Annotated in this window: 14 protein-coding genes and 2 tRNA genes; 10 read left to right on the top strand and 6 right to left on the bottom strand. The window is 67.0% G+C overall.

Going from position 1 to position 16,553, the window contains the following annotated elements; all coding sequences use genetic code 11:
• Positions 1–168: 168 nt before the first annotated feature.
• The 10 genes from VG556_RS08575 to pgaD all read left to right on the top strand — a co-directional run bounded on the left by VG556_RS08575 (position 169) and on the right by pgaD (position 10,859).
• Complete coding sequence (locus VG556_RS08575) at positions 169–1,758, top strand: cytochrome ubiquinol oxidase subunit I (RefSeq protein WP_005410352.1); 1,590 nt, start codon at positions 169–171, stop codon at positions 1,756–1,758.
• A gap of 15 nt (positions 1,759–1,773) precedes the next feature.
• The gene (cydB, locus tag VG556_RS08570) at positions 1,774–2,925 is read left to right on the top strand and encodes a cytochrome d ubiquinol oxidase subunit II (protein ID WP_014647773.1); all 1,152 of its coding nucleotides are present in this window, start codon (positions 1,774–1,776) and stop codon (positions 2,923–2,925) included.
• 58 nt (positions 2,926–2,983) lie between these two features.
• The gene (gene cydX, locus VG556_RS08565; RefSeq protein ID WP_005410354.1) at positions 2,984–3,100 is read left to right on the top strand and encodes a cytochrome bd-I oxidase subunit CydX; all 117 of its coding nucleotides are present in this window, start codon (positions 2,984–2,986) and stop codon (positions 3,098–3,100) included.
• A 55-nt stretch (positions 3,101–3,155) separates the two neighbouring features.
• A tRNA-Pro gene (locus VG556_RS08560) sits at positions 3,156–3,232 on the top strand.
• A gap of 140 nt (positions 3,233–3,372) precedes the next feature.
• Positions 3,373–3,449: transfer RNA gene (locus VG556_RS08555), tRNA-Pro, on the top strand.
• A 221-nt stretch (positions 3,450–3,670) separates the two neighbouring features.
• Positions 3,671–4,876: a CynX/NimT family MFS transporter gene (locus VG556_RS08550; RefSeq protein ID WP_111144195.1), complete on the top strand. Its 1,206-nt coding sequence runs from the start codon at positions 3,671–3,673 to the stop codon at positions 4,874–4,876.
• 342 nt (positions 4,877–5,218) lie between these two features.
• Positions 5,219–7,246, top strand: a complete 2,028-nt coding sequence (pgaA, locus tag VG556_RS08545; RefSeq protein WP_032956114.1) for a poly-beta-1,6 N-acetyl-D-glucosamine export porin PgaA — start codon at positions 5,219–5,221, stop codon at positions 7,244–7,246.
• A gap of 1 nt (position 7,247) precedes the next feature.
• Complete coding sequence (gene pgaB / locus VG556_RS08540) at positions 7,248–9,134, top strand: poly-beta-1,6-N-acetyl-D-glucosamine N-deacetylase PgaB (RefSeq protein WP_100450340.1); 1,887 nt, start codon at positions 7,248–7,250, stop codon at positions 9,132–9,134.
• Positions 9,135–9,141: 7 nt separating this feature from the next.
• The gene (pgaC, locus tag VG556_RS08535) at positions 9,142–10,392 is read left to right on the top strand and encodes a poly-beta-1,6-N-acetyl-D-glucosamine synthase (RefSeq protein ID WP_172412062.1); all 1,251 of its coding nucleotides are present in this window, start codon (positions 9,142–9,144) and stop codon (positions 10,390–10,392) included.
• Positions 10,389–10,859 (top strand): poly-beta-1,6-N-acetyl-D-glucosamine biosynthesis protein PgaD, encoded by a 471-nt coding sequence (gene pgaD, locus VG556_RS08530; RefSeq protein ID WP_014647778.1) that lies wholly within the window; start codon positions 10,389–10,391, stop codon positions 10,857–10,859. The genes pgaC and pgaD overlap by 4 nt, the downstream gene beginning before the upstream one ends.
• Positions 10,860–10,987: 128 nt before the next feature.
• On the opposite strand, the gene VG556_RS08525 is transcribed toward pgaD, so the two are convergent.
• Genes VG556_RS08525 through VG556_RS08500 form a run of 6 tightly spaced genes read right to left on the bottom strand, consistent with a single transcriptional unit; the run spans position 10,988 to position 16,553 of the window.
• Complete coding sequence (locus VG556_RS08525) at positions 10,988–12,259, bottom strand: glutamate-5-semialdehyde dehydrogenase (RefSeq protein ID WP_046431726.1); 1,272 nt, start codon at positions 12,257–12,259, stop codon at positions 10,988–10,990.
• Positions 12,256–13,413 carry a glutamate 5-kinase gene (gene proB / locus VG556_RS08520; RefSeq protein ID WP_100450341.1) on the bottom strand — a complete coding sequence of 386 codons (1,158 nt, stop codon included), beginning with the start codon at positions 13,411–13,413 and terminating at the stop codon, positions 12,256–12,258. The genes VG556_RS08525 and proB overlap by 4 nt, the downstream gene beginning before the upstream one ends.
• Before the next feature lie 11 nt (positions 13,414–13,424).
• Positions 13,425–13,688 carry a YciI family protein gene (locus VG556_RS08515; RefSeq protein ID WP_100450342.1) on the bottom strand — a complete coding sequence of 88 codons (264 nt, stop codon included), beginning with the start codon at positions 13,686–13,688 and terminating at the stop codon, positions 13,425–13,427.
• Entirely contained in the window at positions 13,688–14,983 is a 1,296-nt protein-coding gene (argH, locus tag VG556_RS08510) for an argininosuccinate lyase (protein WP_069116091.1), read from the bottom strand. Before argH ends, VG556_RS08515 begins: the two co-directional genes overlap by 1 nt.
• 20 nt (positions 14,984–15,003) lie before the next feature.
• The gene (gene argC, locus VG556_RS08505) at positions 15,004–15,957 is read right to left on the bottom strand and encodes an N-acetyl-gamma-glutamyl-phosphate reductase (RefSeq protein ID WP_049406138.1); all 954 of its coding nucleotides are present in this window, start codon (positions 15,955–15,957) and stop codon (positions 15,004–15,006) included.
• On the bottom strand, positions 15,954–16,553 hold the full coding sequence (locus VG556_RS08500; protein ID WP_014647784.1) for a GNAT family N-acetyltransferase: 600 nt from the start codon (positions 16,551–16,553) through the stop codon (positions 15,954–15,956). Before VG556_RS08500 ends, argC begins: the two co-directional genes overlap by 4 nt.

The raw sequence follows: 16,553 nt of genomic DNA, 5'->3' as shown, positions 1-16,553 counted from the left end.
TGCGGCCGGCGGTCGCAGTCTTCATCAGGTTGGCATACGATCAACCGGGGCACCTGTTCATACATTGATCTGGATCAAGGCTGTTTGAAGTAGTCGGTCACATCATTCACGTCGTAGACCACCCTTCCCGCCACCTGCAACGGCACTATCCAACGAGGTAGCCAGGCCATGATTGATCAGACAGTCGTAGAACTGTCGCGGCTGCAATTCGCGCTGACCGCGATGTACCACTTCCTATTCGTACCGCTCACCCTCGGCCTGTCCTTCATGGTGGCCATCATGGAGAGCGTGTACGTGATGACCGGCAAGGAGATCTGGCGCAGGATGACCCTGTTCTGGGGCGTCCTGTTCGGCATCAACTTCGCCATGGGCGTTGCCACCGGCATCGTCATGGAATTCCAGTTCGGCATGAACTGGTCCTACTACAGCCACTACGTGGGTGACATCTTCGGTGCGCCACTGGCGATCGAAGGCCTGATGGCGTTCTTCCTGGAAGCGACCTTCGTCGGCCTGTTCTTCTTCGGCTGGAACCGCCTGAGCAAGGTCAAGCACCTGATGGTGACCTGGCTGATGGCGCTGGGGACCAACCTGTCGGCGATCTGGATCCTGGTGGCCAATGGCTGGATGCAGAACCCGACCGGTGCGGTGTTCAACCCGGAAACCATGCGCATGGAAGTGGTCGACTTCATGGCGGTGGTGTTCAACCCGGTGGCGCAGGCCAAGTTCGTGCACACCGTCAGCGCCGGCTACGTGACCGGTGCGGTGTTCGTGATGGCGATCAGCGCCTTGTTCCTGCTGCGCAACAAGCACAAGGACCTGGCCCGTCGTTCGTTTGCGGTGGCCGCGGCGTTCGGCCTGCTGTCATCGCTGTCGGTGGTCGTGCTGGGTGACGAGAGCGGTTACGCCGCCAGCGAACACCAGAAGATGAAGCTGGCCGCGATCGAGGCGATGTGGGAGACCGAGCGAGCGCCGGCCGACTTCACCGCCTTCGGCATCCCCAACCAGGAGACTCACCAGAACGACTACGCGGTGAAGATCCCCTACCTGATGGGCCTGATCGCCACCCGCTCGTTGAACCAGCCGATTCCCGGCATCCTGGAACTGGTCGAGCGCGCCGAACACCGCGTGCGTGGCGGCCAGCTGGCCTACGGTGCATTGGAACGCCTGCGCGCCAACAAGAACGACGTTGAAGCGCGCGAGATGTTCGACCGCCACTGGCAGGACCTGGGCCACGGCCTGCTGCTCAAGCGCTATCGCGATGACATCCTCAACGCCACCCCGCAGGAGATCTCGCAGGCGGCGATGGACACGGTGCCGCGCGTGATGCCGTTGTTCTGGACCTTCCGCGTGATGGCCGGCCTGGGCTTCTACCTGATCGCCTTCTTCGCGCTGGCCTTCTACTACTCGTGCCGCAACAACTTCCAGGACAAGCGCTGGTTCCTCAAGCTGGCCCTGTGGACGCTGCCGGCACCGTGGATCGCGATCGAGTGCGGCTGGTTCGTGGCCGAGTATGGTCGCCAGCCGTGGGCGGTCGATGGCGTGCTGCCGACCTTCTATGCGGCGTCGGGCCTGGCCCTGCATGAAATCGTGCTGACCCTGGCCGGCTTCACTGCCATCTACACCGCGCTGATCGTGGTCGAGATCAAGCTGATGCTCAAGGCGATCCGCAAGGGTCCGGACGAGGTGCTGCCGTCGCTGCAGTCGCCCCAGCCGCATGCTTCCCACAATGCCTCGGCGCCGGCCGCCGGCCAGGCCTGAGGCAGGAGAACCAAGATGGATTTCATTCTTCTGGACTACACCACGCTGCGCGTGATCTGGTGGCTGCTGCTCGGCATCCTGCTGATCGGTTTCGCCGTGATGGATGGTTTCGACCTGGGCGTGGGCACCCTGCTGCCCTTCGTCGCCCGCAACGACGCTGAGCGCCGGCTGGTGATCAATACCATTGGTCCGGTCTGGGAAGGCAACCAGGTGTGGCTGATCCTGGGCGGCGGCGCGATCTTCGCCGCCTGGCCGCCGCTCTACGCGGTCAGCTTCTCCGGGTTCTACCTGGCGATGTTCGTGATCCTGTTCGCCCTGATCCTGCGTCCGGTCGGCTTCAAGTTCCGCAGCAAGATGCCCAGCGAGCGCTGGCGCAACACCTGGGACTGGGCGCTGTTCATCGGTGGCTTCATACCGGCGCTGATCATGGGCGTGGCGGTGGGCAACGTGGTGCTGGGCGTGCCGTTCCACTTCGATGACAGCATGCGCATCTTCTACACCGGCTCGTTCTTCGGCCTGCTGATGCCCTTCGCACTGCTGGCCGGCCTGCTCAGCGTGTCGATGCTGGTCGCCCACGGTGCCGCCATGCTGGTGCTGAAGACCGACGGCCCGGTGGCCGAGCGTGCGGCCCGCTTCGGCAGCATCGCCGCGATCATCGCTTTCGTGCTCTTTGCGGTCGGCGGCGCCTGGGTGGCCTTCGGCCTGCCGGGTTACCAGATCACCTCGCAGGTGGTCACCGACGGCGCCACCAATCCGCTGCTGAAGACCGCCGAACTCGGCGCCGCCGGTGGCTGGATGCGCAACTACAGCACGATGCCGGCCACGATCCTGGCCCCGCTGCTCGGCCTGGCCGGCCTGCTCGCCAGTGCGGTGCTGCTGCGTGCCCGCCGCGGCGGCCTGGCCTTCATCGCCTCCGGTGCGGCCATCGCCGGCATCATCCTGACCGTCGGCTTCGCCATCTTCCCGTTCCTGCTGCCGTCCTCGAGCCAGCCCACCTCCAGCCTGACCGTGTGGGATGCCTCGTCCAGCCACCTGACCCTGTGGATCATGCTGCTGGCCACGGCGGTGTTCCTGCCGATCATCCTCGCCTACACCACCTGGGTGTACCGCGTGCTGAAGGGCAAGACCACCACCGAAGAGATGGGCAACAACCCGAACGCGTATTGATTGCTTGCACGTGTGCCGACCAACGGTCGGCACCTACCCGGAATGAAGGAGACTGATCATGTGGTATTTCGCCTGGATTCTCGGTGCCGGCCTCGCCTCGACGGTGGCCATCCTCAACGGCATGTGGTTCGAAGCCCGCGAGCAGAACCGCATCGAGAAAGAAAATCGTCGCTGAGCTGTAAAAAAACCTTGCCGCCTTGGCCTTCACACGGTATCTTAGGCGGCTCCTTCGGGGTGTAGCTCAGTCTGGTAGAGCGCTACGTTCGGGACGTAGAGGTCGCAGGTTCGAATCCTGTCTCCCCGACCACTTCGGTGGTCGCATTGAAGCCTGGTGAAGTCGTCCAGGCTTTTTTGTTCCCTGAAGTGGCACTGCTTCGGCAGTGTGAAGAAAACAGCATTCACCCCTTGCCGCCATCGGGGTGAATCGCTAGAATAGGCGGCTCCCTTCGGGGTGTAGCTCAGTCTGGTAGAGCGCTACGTTCGGGACGTAGAGGTCGCAGGTTCGAATCCTGTCTCCCCGACCACTTCGGTGGTCACCAAGAAGCCTGGAAGACATCACTGTCCTCCGGGTTTTTTTGTATCAGGCACCTGGCCGCCCGCATGACGGGACCTTGCCGGAGCCCGCACGTACAATGGCCGCGCTGCCGGCCCGCCAGCAGCCCCTCCCCCACCTGCCGCTTCGGCGTAGACCGATGCCGGCGCTGCATGCCATTGCCCCGGCGTGCGACACCTGCAAGGACCACCGATGAGTTCCTCCCCTTCCGATTCGCCGTCGCTGCTGCACGGCCGCGTCCTCGCATTCGCCGCGATCCTGCTGGCAGCGATCAACCTGCGCACCGCGGTCACCTCGATCACCCCGCTGCTGGACGTGCTCGGCCAGCAGTTCGGTTTCGGTACCACCATGACCGGCGTGCTGGGCATGCTGCCGACCGCGTCGTTCGCACTGTTCGGCGTGGCCACGCCGGCACTGGCGCGGCGCCTCGGGCTGGAGCGCACCACGCTGCTGGCGATGGTGATGGCGATGGCCGGCCTGCTGCTGCGTTCCAGCGCCGGCAACGTCGGCACGCTGCTGTTGGGTTCGGTGGTGGCACTGGCCGGCATGGGCATCGGCAACGTGGTGGTGCCGCCGCTGGTGAAGCGCTATTTCGCCAACAAGGTCGGCACCATGAGCACGCTCTACATCAGCGTGCTGCAACTGGGCACGATGCTGCCGGCACTGCTGGCGGTGCCGGTGGCCAACGCCGCAGGCTGGCGCGTGTCGCTGGGCATGTGGGCGCTGCTGGCGCTGGCTGCCGCACTGCCGTGGCTGGTGCTGGCCACGCGCGCGCCGAAGCCGCAGTCCGACGCGTCCGATCCGACCGCGCAGCCGCATGGCAAGGTCTGGCGCACGTCACTGGGCTGGAGCATGACGCTGATGTTCGGCATGACCTCGCTGATGACCTACTCGATGTTCACCTGGCTGCCGCGCATCGTGGTCGAGGCCGGTGGCACGCCCGCGTTCGGTGGCGTGATGGTCGCCGTGTTCTCGGCGCTGGGCCTGCTGCCATCGCTGGTCATTCCGTCGATGGCGGTGCGCATGCAGAACCCGTTCCCGCTGGTGCTGATCGGCTTTTTCTCGTTCGTGATCGCCTTCACCGGCCTGCTGCTGGCACCGATGAAGGCCCCCCTGCTGTGGGCCTGCCTGCTCGGCGTCGGCCCATCCACCTTCCCGCTGGCACTGACCCTGATCAACCTGCGCACCCGCACCCCGACCGGCTCGGCGGCGCTGTCCGGCTTCATGCAGGGCGTGGGCTACAGCTTCGGCTGCCTGGGCCCGTTCCTGGTCGGCTGGCTGCACACGGTCAGCGACGGCTGGACCCTCCCGTTCAGCTTCCTGTTCGGCTGCGCCGCCCTGATGCTGTGCGCCTCGTGGGTGGCCTGCAAGCCGCGCAAGCTGGAAGATCTCTGGTAAGCCACGTGGGGCCCGCAACCGGGCCCACCTACCATTCGTCAGCCCGTCTGCGCATTTTGACGCCGGGCTGACAATTCCGGGCGGATAGTGCCCACGAATGCCCATCCTTGCCGCGTGCCGGCATCGGGCATGGGGGCGGCAGCGCCGCCCGGGCCACCACTCGGTGTGCGGGGGACTTTCGTTTCAGACAAGACATCGCAGGTCGCTGTCCGGGTTGTATCCGTCTTCGCTGGGCGGGAATGCACGAAGGGAGTGACGCGGGCCACGGCCACGCCAAAAGCTGGCATGTGATGTGCGTCACATTTTTCAGGTTGTCTGGTTCGGAAGCCAAGGGGGTCCCCAATGGTTGTCCACCGCCGGCTGGCGCTCTGCGTCGGCCTCGCCTGCACCGCCCTGGCCTGGGCCAGCAGCGCTGCCCCGCCCGACCGCGAAGCAGCGTTGGCCGAGATCGGCCGCTATCGAGACCAGGCGCGTTGGCTGGACGCCCTGGGCGCGATCGAGCGCGCCAGCCAACAGCAACCCAACGACGACCTGCTGTTCAAGCTGCGCGTATTGACGCTGGGCGACATCGGCAACGCCTGGCGTGCGTGGGAGCTGTACCAGCAGCGCCCGCAACTGTTCGACGCTGCGCAGAAACAGCGCCTGGAAGGCGACTACCTGGCCAAGCTGGTGGTCTGGAGCCTGGCCTACAGCAGCAGCGAGGACAGCCGCCTGGAAGAAGCCGAATCGACCCTGGCCCGCATGCAGCGCTACCTCGGCGGCGAAGGCACCCCGCCCTCGCAGGCACCACTGCGGATCCGCATGGACCGGCTGATCCTGCTCAACCGGCTGGGCCGCCATGCACAGGTCCGCGAGGAAGCGCGGGCACTGCAGGCCGAAGGCCACACCCTGCCCGACTACGTGCTGCCCGCAGTGGGCGATTCGTTGATGGGCACCCTGCACCCTGAAGAAGCCATCCCGGTGCTGCAGGCGGCCGTCGCTGGCGACCCGACGCGCGACGCCTCGCATTCGGAACTGGCTTACGCCTACCTGGAAAGCGAGCAGCAGGAAAAGGCCATCGACCTGCTGCAGGCATGGCGCGACAAGGAGCCGGCGTGGCGCTGGAGCAACGGCAAGTCGCCGTACGCGAACTGGTCGCGCTACGAGGCCGATCTCAACCTGGCGATGGTGCGCGCCTACAGCGGCGACCTGCACACCGCGCAGCACGACCTGGAGTCGATGGTCGAGATCGCACCCGGCAACGGCGGGCTGCAGAGTGCGCTGGGCAGCGTCTACATGATGCGCGGCTGGCCACGCCGGGCGCTGCAGCGCCAGCAGATGGCACACGCGCTCGATCCGCGGGACATCGAACCGCGGCTGGGCATGGAAGAGGCCTATGTCGCCCTGCAGCGCGACGACCTGGCGCGGCCGCTGCACGATGACCTGGTCGCACGCTACCCCACCCAGCCGGCAGTCGAACGCATGGACCAGGCCTGGCGCGCGCATCGCGGCTGGCAGCTGAAGGCATGGACCGACATCGGCCGCAGCTCCGGGGGCGGTGGTACTTCGCCCCTGGGCAACAACGACCGCCACTACGGCGTGGACGTGGAGACGCCGGTCCTTGATGACCGCTGGCGGTTGTTCGCCCTCGCCGACCGTCGCGTGACCGACTTCCAGGACCAGCGCATCGATCCCCTGTGGCTGGGTGCGGGCGTGCGTTACCGCTTCGGGCAGCTGGATGCGGAAGCGGCGGTCCTGCGCGCCAACGATCACATCGGCGACACCGGCCTGCGCGTCGGCGTCGGCTGGCAGTTCAACGATTCCTGGCACGCCGGCGTGGTGGTCGCACGCAATGACCCGGAGGCCTCGATGCAGGCGCGCGCGGCCGGCATCACCGCCGACAGTGTGAGCGCACAGGTGGACTACCGGCGCAGCGAGCTCACCCACTGGACGTTCGGCGCGAGCCGCTTCCGCTATGACGACGGCAACCACCGCGAGCTGTTCGGCACCAGCGTCCAACAGCGCCTGCTGACCCGCCCACGCTGGCTGGTCGATGGCCTGGCCAGTGCCTACACCAGTCGCGGCAGCCGCGATGATGCGCCCTACTTCAACCCGAAGCGCGACCGCATGGTCGAGATCGGCCTGCGCATCGACCAGCAGCTGTGGCGGCACTACGAGCGCCACTTCCGGCACCGGCTGACCGTCTCGCTGGGCGACTACTGGCAGGACGGCTTCGGCAGCGCGCTGGTGCCGTCGGTGTCCTACATGCACGAGTGGCAGCTGGGCCCTGGCCGCGTGTTCGAGTATGGCGTGCGGTGGTCACGACCGGTCTACGACGGCCATCGCGAGCGCCATATCGGCTTCGAAGCCGCATTGCGCTGGGGAGACTGACATGGCCCGCTTCCTGCGACTGATCGTGCTCCTGCTGCTGGCCTGCGTGCCACCGGCGTTCGCGCAGCAGCCCCTGCATCTTGATGCGATCGACAACGGCCTGCTGATCCTCAGCTACCACGACATCCGCGACAAGGTGGCCGCCAAGGGTGATGCCGATTCCTATGCGGTGAGCACGCAGAACTTCGCCGCGCACCTTGACTGGCTGGGCGCGCACGGCTACCACCCGGTTTCGCTGTCGCAGCTGATCGAGGCCTCGCAGGGCCGCGCCACGCTGCCTCCCAAGCCGGTGCTGCTGACCTTCGACGATGGCCTGCGCAGCGTCTACGACAAGGCCTTCCCGCTGCTGCAGGCCTACCACTACCCGGCCCTGGTGGCGGTGATCACCGATTACGTGGACATGGCACCGGGCCGCACCATCGACTACGGCTACCGCCCGTTCGGCCACGATGACTTCGTGACCTGGGCGCAGCTGAAGCAGATGCACGACAGTGGCCTGATCGAAGTGGCCAGCCATACCGACGACCTGCACCACGGCGTGCTTGCCAATCCGCAGGGAAACTCCACGCCCGCCGTGGTCACCCGCATCTACACCCCGGCCACGCGCAGCTACGAGAGCGGGACACAGTATGAGCAGCGCCTGCGCACTGATCTTTCGCGCAGCGTGCAGCGCATCCAGCAGCACCTGGGCGTGCGCCCGCGCGCCATCGTCTGGCCATATGCCGCGTACAACCAGTTGAGCAACGACATCGCCGAGCAGCTGGGCATGCCGGTTTCGTTCGACCTGGAAGGCCGTAGCACGCCAGTGGCCAGCGACCTGCACGGGCTGGCACGATTGCTGGTGAGCAACAACCCGACCGTGGAAGGCCTGGCCTACGAACTGCGCCGAGACGTGGCGCTCGATGGCATCCGCGCCCTGCAGATCGATCTGGATGACATGTATGACCCGGATCCAGCGCAGCAGGCACGCAATCTCGATGCATTGATCGAGCGGGTCAAGCGCATCGCGCCGACCCATGTCTATCTGCAGGCCTTTGCCGACCCGGACGGCAACAACACCGCCGATGCGCTGTATTTCCCGAACCGGCACATGCCGATGCGGGCGGACCTGTTCAGCCGCGTCGCCTGGCAGCTGAAATCCCGCGCGGGCGTGAAGGTCTACGCGTGGTTGCCAGTGCTCGGCTTCGAACTGCCCGACCCGGAGCAGCGCAAGGTGCTGGCGATCCGCAATGGGGATGCCGACGGCATGTACCGGTTGGATTTCACCAACCCGAAGGCCAGGCAGATCATGCTCGACATCTACGAGGACCTGGCGGTCAATTCCTACTTCGAAGGCCTGCTGTTCCATGACGACGGCTACCTGCGCGACACCGAGCTGCCCGCCCTGGCGGCCGGCGAAGATGGCAGCGCACGTACCCAGGCACTGATCGACTTCACCCTGGCTCTGCGCAACAGCGCGCAGCGCTGGCGGCCGAAACTGGCAACGGTGCGCAACCTGTATGCCGAGCCGGTACTCCGCCCGCAGAGCGAAGCTTGGTTCGCGCAGCGCCTGGAACTGTTCAACAAGGCCTACGACCAGACGGCGCTGATGGCGATGCCGTGGATGGAAGGCAGCAGGCACCCCGAGCGCTGGCTCGACCAGTTGCTGGCCGCGGTACGCGCGCACGACCCGCAGCTTCAGCACACGCTGTTCGAGCTGCAGACCGTCGATTGGCGCAGCGGGCAGCCGATTCCCGCCGGGCGCCTGCGTGCGCAGATCCGCCAGTTGCAGGCGCAGGGCGTGCACCACTTCGCCTGGTACCCCGATGACTTCATCGCCGACCAGCCCTCCACCCGCGATGCCCGCGCGGCAATGTCCGCCGGCAACTTCCCGTACCCGGAGAAGTGACGTGGACATGCATCCGCTGCTGCAGGTCCTGTTCCAGTTCGCCTTCTACTACCCGATGGTGATGGCGTTCTTCTGGATGTCCGGTGGCCTGTACTACTACTTCCGGCGCGAGCGTCACTCACGTCCGCGCAACGATCCGCCCTTGATGATCGCCCCTCCCTTCGCGACCTTGCTGGTGCCCTGCCACAACGAAGCAGAAAACCTGGACGACACGCTCACTGCGGCGCTGGCCCAGCGCTACCCCGCCGATTACGAAGTGATCGCCATCGACGATGGCAGCAGCGATGACACCGGCGCACGGCTGGATGCGCTGGCGGCAAGGCATCCACGGCTTCGCGTGCTGCACCTGGACCGCAACCTGGGCAAGGCCAATGCGCTGCGCATGGGCGCACTGGCCGCACGCTCGGAGTACCTGGTGTGCATCGATGGCGATGCGATGCTGGAAGAGCATGCACTGCACTGGATGGTCTGGCACCTGGTCAGTGGCAACCGGGTCGGTGCGGTCACCGGCAACCCGCGCATCCGCAACCGCTCCACCCTGCTCGGACGCCTGCAGGTGGCGGAATTCTCCTCGATCATCGGCATGATCAAGCGGGCACAGCGCGTGTATGGCCGCATCTTCACCATCTCCGGCGTGATCGCCGGCTTCCGCCGCACTGCCCTGCACCAGGTCGGCTGGTGGTCGGATGACATGGTGACCGAGGACATCGACATCAGCTGGCGCCTGCAGCGCGCGCACTGGGACATCCGCTACGAACCCAATGCGCTGTGCTTCATCCTGATGCCGGAGACGCTCAAGGGCCTCTGGCGGCAGCGCCTGCGCTGGGCCCAGGGCGGCGTGGAAGTGATGCTGCGCCACGCGCGCTCGCTGCTGCACTGGAAAGAGCGGCGCATGTGGGGCGTGCTGCTGGAGTACGTGCTGAGCGTGGTCTGGGCCTACACGATGCTGTTCATCGTGCTGCTGTGGGCACTGGGCAAGTTCATCGAGCTGCCGCCGCAGCTGCATATCGCCAGCCTGCTGCCGGAGTGGCATGGCGTGATCCTGGCGCTGGTCTGCCTGCTGCAGTTCGCCAGCAGCCTCATCATCGACCGGCGTTACGAAACACAGATTGGACGCAATTACTTCTGGGTCATCTGGTACCCGATGGCGTACTGGCTGATCAGCCTTTCCACCACCCTGGTGGCGCTGCCCAAGACGCTGCTGCGCCGTCGCAGCAAGCGCGCCACCTGGACCAGCCCTGACCGGGGGATCCGATGAACGCGCAACGCCCGTCCAACCGCTTCGACTCGCGGATGATCCGCAAGCCGCATCGCCAGCCACACTTCCAGCGCACGGCTTGGGGCTTCGTCACCCTGGCGTTCTGGGGCTTCTACTTCTATCTGTGGGCCCCCCTGGTGACCCTGCTCTCGTGGTTGATCGGTGGCCAGCTGGCCTGGCGGCAGCTCTACGAACGGCAGAACCAGTTCGACCCGTACGTGCTGGTCGCGCTGCCATTGATGCTGCTGTGCGCCAGCGTGCTGCTGATCGCCTGGGCCGAGTACAACCGCGCCCGCTTCCGTGGCCGCGAACGCCGCCTGCCGCGGCCCCTGGCCAGCCTCAACGAAGTGGCCGCCGATCTGGGCGCCAGCACCGGGCTGGCCGAACGCCTGATGGGCTGCAAGGCCGCCACGCTGCACATGGATGATCACGCACGGCCGGTCGGCATCCGCCGCGAGGTGGTGTAGCTGCCGACCTGGGTCGGCGCTTGCTTTGGTAGCTGCCGACCTTGGTCGGCGCTTGGGCCTGGTGGGTGCCGACCTTGGTCGGCACCGGGGTTTGCCGCGAAGAGCATCCACGCGAGGCGTGGACCTACTTATGTACGCGTCTGCCCTTCGCCGCGCACGACAAATCGTTCAACGGTGAGGGCTTCCAAGCCCATCGGGCCGTAGGCGTGCAGGCGCGTGGTGGAAATACCGATCTCACTGCCCAGGCCCAGCTGGCCACCATCGGAGAAGCGCGACGAAGCGTTGACCATCACCACCGCCGAGCGCAGCGCGTTGACGAAGCGCTCGGCGTGGCCGGTGTCCTCGGTGGCGATCACTTCGGTGTGGTCGGAGGTATAGGTGCGGATGTGCGCGATGGCTGCATCAAGATCATCGACCACGCGCACCGCCAGCACCAGATCGAGGAACTCGGCGGCGTAATCCTCCTCGGTCGCCGCCGTGCTGCCCGGCAGCAACGGCTGCGCCTGCGCATCGGCGCGCAGCTGCACCCCACGCTCACCCAGCGCCTGCGCCACGCGCGGCAGGAACGCGTCAGCCACGGCGCGGTGCACCAGCAGCGTCTCCAGCGAATTGCACGCCGCCGGCCGGCTGCACTTGCCGTCCACCAGCAGGTCGATGGCCTTGCCGAGGTCGGCGCTGGCGTCCACGAACAGGTGGCACACCCCCTTGTAATGCTTGATCACCGGCACGCGCGCGTGCTCGGCCACGAAACGGATCAGGCCTTCGCCGCCACGCGGAATGGCCAAGTCGATCAGCTCATGCAGCTGCAGCAGTTCCAGCATCGCCTCGCGGCGCAGGTCGGTGAGCACGGTCACCGCCGCCGGCGGTACGCCGTTGGCCTTCAATGCACCGGCCAGCGCCTGGGCGATGGCGGTATTGGAGTGGATCGCTTCGGAACCACCGCGCAGGATCACGCCATTGCCGGCCTTCAGGCACAGCGCGGCGGCTTCGGCCGTCACGTTCGGGCGCGCCTCATAGATCATCGCGATCACGCCCAGCGGCACGCGCACCTTCTGCACGCGGATGCCGTTGGGACGTACGTCGTCGCGCGTCACCTGGCCGACCGGGTCAGGCAGCGCGGCCACCTCGCGCACCGCCTCGGCCATCGCGAACAGCCGCGGCGGGTCCAGTGCGAGGCGGTCGAGCATGGCACTGCCAACGCCCTTGTCGCGCGCGGCGGCGAGGTCGCGTGCGTTGCCGGCCAGGATCAGTCCGGCATTTACTTCCAGGGCCTGCGCCATCGCCAGCAGCAGCATGCGTCGCGCCGCACTGTCCAGGCCGGCAACGATCTGCGCTGCATCACGGCAGGCGCGCGCCTGGGCTTCGATTTCGCTCATCGGGGTGTCCTTCAAACCGGTCATGGCAGCACCAGGTCGTCACGATGGACGACGCTACCACCGTAGTTGTAGCCCAGCACGGCCTGGATGTCGCGCGAATGATGGCCGGCGATCCGGCGCACGTCGTCGGCCGCGTACTGGCTGACGCCGCGGGCGACACAGACACGCCCCTGCGGTGCGATCCAGCACACCTCCACCATGTCGCCGCGCCGGAATGCCCCCTCGGCAGCGGTGATGCCGCCGGGCAGCAGCGAGGCGCCCTTCTCCCGCATCGCCTGTGCCGCACCGGCATCGACGACGATCGCGCCCTCGGCCAGCGGCGCGTGCCGCAGCCAGTGCTTGCGGGCAGCCTCGCGGCTGCGTGCGGCGTGGATGCGGGTGCCGAACAGGCGGTCCTGCGCCAGCGCGCGCACCACATCGCTGCTGCGGCCGTTGAACAGGTAGGTCTCGATGCCAAGGCGGCCCGCCTTGGCCGCCGCCTCAAGCTTGGTACGCATGCCGCCGGTGCCGGCGCGCGAGCCGGCGCCGCCGGCCATCGCCAGCACATCGTCACTCAGTTCCGGCACGTCGTGCAGTGGCCGCGCGTCGGCCACGGTGCGCGGATCTGCGCTGTACAGGCCGTCGATGTCGGTGGCGATGAACAGTGCATCGGCATCGACCAGCGCGGCCACGGTCGCGGCCAGGTTGTCGTTGTCACCGAGCTTGAGCTCGTCCACCGATACGGTGTCGTTCTCGTTGACCACCGGCAGCGCACCCAGCCGCAGCAGTTCGCTCAGCGTGGCGCGTGCATTGAGGTAGCGGCGGCGGTTGCGCAGGTCGTCGTGGGTCAGCAGCACCTGCGCCACCGGGCGCTCGAAGAAGCGCTGCCAGAGCCCGATCAGCTGCGCCTGGCCGAGCGCGGCCAGGGCCTGGCGCGCCGCCATCGCCGCACCGGGTTCATCGGCCCGCGGCAGGATCGCGCGCCCCGCCGCAACCGCGCCGGAGGAGACGATCACCACCTCGCGCCCAGCCAGTACGTTGGCGGATACAAACTGGGCCAGGCCCAGCGCGTGGCGTGGCGACAGGCCGCCACCATCGGCCGCCAGCAGGCTGCTGCCGACCTTCAGCACCGCACGCCGCCATGGCGGCAGCGCCTGTTGCGGGAACGGCGAAGCGACGGTGGCGGCGTGCAGGGTCATCGGTCAGGGCCTCAGCGGGTATTCCATTCGTGCACGGTCAGCTCGGAAGCGTGCATCGTCACCAGCGGATCGGTGGCGACGATGGCCCGCGCCTGTTCCAGGCTCTCGACATTGCACAGCACATAGGCGCCACCGCTGCCATCGGCGAAACCACCGGTCAGCTGCAGCCTTCCCTGTGCCTGCAACGCCTCGAGGAAATCGCGGTGCGGCTGCACCGCCGCATCGTTGAAGTCCGGCCGGCGCATCGCCATCACCAGGTAGACAGTGCCCGCCATCAGGACAGCGCCTGCCAGCGTGCGCGCAGTTCGTCCAGGCGCAGATCGGCGGCCGAGCCCGGCGATACACGCGCAGCCAGGCTGCCTTCCGGGGTACGTCCCTGCCCTGCGCTGTCGGCACCGGCTGCAGCGGCCTTGTAGGCCTCGCGGAACGGCACACCGGCCACCGCCGCTTCCACGGCGACGTCGGTGGCATACATGCCCGAATCGATCGCTGCGCGCAGCCTGTCGTCACGCCACTCCAGATTGGCCAGCAGCGCCGGCAGCAGTTCCAGCGCGGCCAGGCCACGGCCGAAGCCGTGGAAGATGGCGCCCTTGGACGACTGCAGGTCACGGTGATAGCCCGAAGGCAGCGACAGCAGCTGCTCGATCTCGGTGCGCGCGGCGGCGACGCTGGCGTGGGTCGCGCGCATCAGCTCGATCACGTCCGGGTTGCGCTTGTTGGGCATGATCGAACTGCCGGTGGTGTACTGCGCCGGCAGCGCGACGAAGCCGAACTCGGCGCTGGTGAACAGCGACAGGTCCCAGGCGATGCGGCGCAGGTCCAGCGTAGCGCCACCGAGTGCTTCCAGCGCGGCCAGCTCGAACTTACCGCGCGACAGCTGTGCGTAGATCGGCGAGATCTGCATGCGCGCGAAACCGAGCGCGGCCGTGGTGTGCTCGCGGTCCAGCGGCAGGTTCACCCCGTAGCCGGCGGCGGTGCCGAGCGGATTGGCGTCGACCAGCGCATGGGTGTCACGGGCGCGGATGGCGTTGTCGATGAAGGCCTCGGCCCATCCGGCCCACCACATGCCGGCCGAAGAAACCACGGCGCGCTGGATATGGGTATAGCCGGGAATCGGCAGGTCCTTCTCGGCCTGCGCACGGTCCAGCGCGATCTTGGCCACGTCGGTGCTGAGCCCGGCCACGCGCAGCAGCTTCTCCTTCAGCCACAGGCGGGTGGCGACCAGGATCTGGTCATTGCGGCTGCGGCCGGTGTGGATCTTGCGGCCAGCGTCGCCGAGGCGTTCGGTCAAACGCGCTTCGATTGCTGAGTGACCGTCTTCGTACTGCGTATCCAGCACGAAGCGGCCTTCACGGAAATCCTGCGCCAGCACGTCGAGCTCGCGCAGCAGGCCTGCCAGCTCGTCGGCGCTGAGGATGCTGATGTGCTGCAGGCCCTGCGCATGCGCGGCGCTGGCAGCGATGTCATGCAGGAAGAACTCGCGGTCGAGGATCACGTCGTCGCCGGCGAGGAAGGTCTGGATCTGGGCGTCGACAGCGACGCCGGGCTTCTGCCAAAGAAGGTCTGCCATGGGGGCTCCGGAAGGCGTGTTCAGTGCGGGATCGACGTCAGTTCGTCGATGCCCAGCGCGAGGTTGAGGTTCTGCATGGCCTGGGTGGCCGCGCCCTTGAGCAGGTTGTCCAGGGTCGCCACCACCACCACCCGCTTGCCGCCCGGGGCCAGGGTGAAGCCACCGACCTGGGCACCGTGGCGGCCGGCGATGCGGCTGACCCACGGCGCTTCATCCACCACTTCGATCAGGGGTTCGCCGGCATAGGCCTGCTGGAAGCGCTCGACGATCTGTTCGCGGGTCTGCACGCGGTTCAGCCACAGGTTGGCGGTCAGCGTGATGCCGCGGAAATGCGGCGCGACGTGCGGCATGAACTCGACGGCCACGCCCAGCTGCACCGACACCTCGCGCTCGTGCACGTGGTTGGTCAGCGCATACGGCATCAGGTTGTCGGCCAGCAGTTCGACGTTGTTCTTGTCCGACGGCGTGGTACCGGCACCGGAGTAGCCGGAGACACCGAAGCACTGCGGCGGGCCGGCCAGCAGGTCCAGCAGCGGATGCACCGCCAGCTGCATCGCCGTGGCATAGCAGCCCGGGTTGCTGATGTGCTTCTGGCCGTTGTAGCGGCCGCGGGTCAGCTCCGGCAGGCCGTAATACCAGCTGTTGTCGAAGCGGTAGTCGGCCGAGAGATCGACGATGACGGTGTCCGGCTTGGCGGCTTCAAGCGCGGCCACGAACGGTGCGGCCAGGCCGTTGGGCAGGGCCAGGATTACCGCGTCCACGCCTTTGGCGGCCACCGCGTCGACATCCAGGTTCTCGTACTGCAGCTCGCCCTGGAATTCCGGGTGGTGGTCGGACAGGCGCTGCCCGGCGCGTTCGCGCGAGGAGACGAAGGCCAGATCCAGGCGCGGATGGGCGGCCACCAGCTTGATCAGCTCGGCGCCGGTATGGCCGCGGGCCCCGACGATGCCCAGGGTGAAAGTCGAATCGTTCATGCGTGGCTGTCCAGGCGGTACTGCAGGTGGCGCTTCACGCCCTGCCATTCCGCATCGATGATGGAGAAGATGACGGTGTCGCGCGGCGTGCCGTCGGCGTGCCGCTTGTGGTTGCGCAGCACGCCATCCTGCTTGGCGCCGAGGCGTGCGATGGCGGTGCGCGAAGTGAAGTTGAACCAGCTGGTCTCGAACACGACGCTCAGGCACTGCAACCGCTCGAACGCGTGGCTGAGCAGCATCAGCTTGGTCTCGGTGTTGACCCCGGTGCGTTGCGCAGACTCGCCATACCAGGTGTAACCGATACTCAGGCGCGGCACGTCCGCTTGCAGATCGTAGTAGCGGGTGGTGCCGACAATCTGGTCGTTGGCATCGAACACCACGAACGGCAGCACCCTGCCTTCGGCCTGCGCCTGCAGCGCTGCCTGCACGTAGCCGGCCATGGTCTTCGCATCGGGCACCTGGGTGTACCAGAGCCTGGACAACGCGCCATCGCCAAGCGCGCCGCGCAGGCCATCGATATGCCCCATCTGCAGCGGCTCCAGCCGCGCATGGGTGCCCGCCAGCGTAGGGACCTTGGTCCAGTCGGCATGGTTCAT

It is taken from the genome of Stenotrophomonas sp. CASM106, from assembly GCF_049384825.1.
Classification (GTDB): Bacteria; Pseudomonadota; Gammaproteobacteria; order Xanthomonadales; family Xanthomonadaceae; genus Stenotrophomonas; species Stenotrophomonas muris.
Note: the sequence above shows the minus strand (reverse complement) of the source record. Positions and strands in the feature narration are given on the sequence as shown.

Bases quoted from the DNA above. Each gene is read 5' to 3' on its own strand.
- proB (WP_100450341.1), bottom strand. From the start codon at position 13,413: ATGACCCTGCACGCCGCCACCGTCGCTTCGCCGTTCCCGCAACAGGCG.
- cydX (WP_005410354.1), top strand. From the start codon at position 2,984: ATGTGGTATTTCGCCTGGATTCTCGGTGCCGGCCTCGCCTCGACGGTG.
- VG556_RS08515 (WP_100450342.1), bottom strand. From the start codon at position 13,688: ATGGCGGGCACTGTCTACCTGGTGATGGCGATGCGCCGGCCGGACTTC.
- cydB (WP_014647773.1), top strand. From the start codon at position 1,774: ATGGATTTCATTCTTCTGGACTACACCACGCTGCGCGTGATCTGGTGG.
- VG556_RS08550 (WP_111144195.1), top strand. From the start codon at position 3,671: ATGAGTTCCTCCCCTTCCGATTCGCCGTCGCTGCTGCACGGCCGCGTC.
- VG556_RS08575 (WP_005410352.1), top strand. From the start codon at position 169: ATGATTGATCAGACAGTCGTAGAACTGTCGCGGCTGCAATTCGCGCTG.
- VG556_RS08500 (WP_014647784.1), bottom strand. From the start codon at position 16,553: ATGAACCATGCCGACTGGACCAAGGTCCCTACGCTGGCGGGCACCCAT.
- argH (WP_069116091.1), bottom strand. From the start codon at position 14,983: ATGGCAGACCTTCTTTGGCAGAAGCCCGGCGTCGCTGTCGACGCCCAG.
- pgaC (WP_172412062.1), top strand. From the start codon at position 9,142: ATGCATCCGCTGCTGCAGGTCCTGTTCCAGTTCGCCTTCTACTACCCG.
- pgaA (WP_032956114.1), top strand. From the start codon at position 5,219: ATGGTTGTCCACCGCCGGCTGGCGCTCTGCGTCGGCCTCGCCTGCACC.
- VG556_RS08525 (WP_046431726.1), bottom strand. From the start codon at position 12,259: ATGACCGGTTTGAAGGACACCCCGATGAGCGAAATCGAAGCCCAGGCG.
- pgaB (WP_100450340.1), top strand. From the start codon at position 7,248: ATGGCCCGCTTCCTGCGACTGATCGTGCTCCTGCTGCTGGCCTGCGTG.
- pgaD (WP_014647778.1), top strand. From the start codon at position 10,389: ATGAACGCGCAACGCCCGTCCAACCGCTTCGACTCGCGGATGATCCGC.
- argC (WP_049406138.1), bottom strand. From the start codon at position 15,957: ATGAACGATTCGACTTTCACCCTGGGCATCGTCGGGGCCCGCGGCCAT.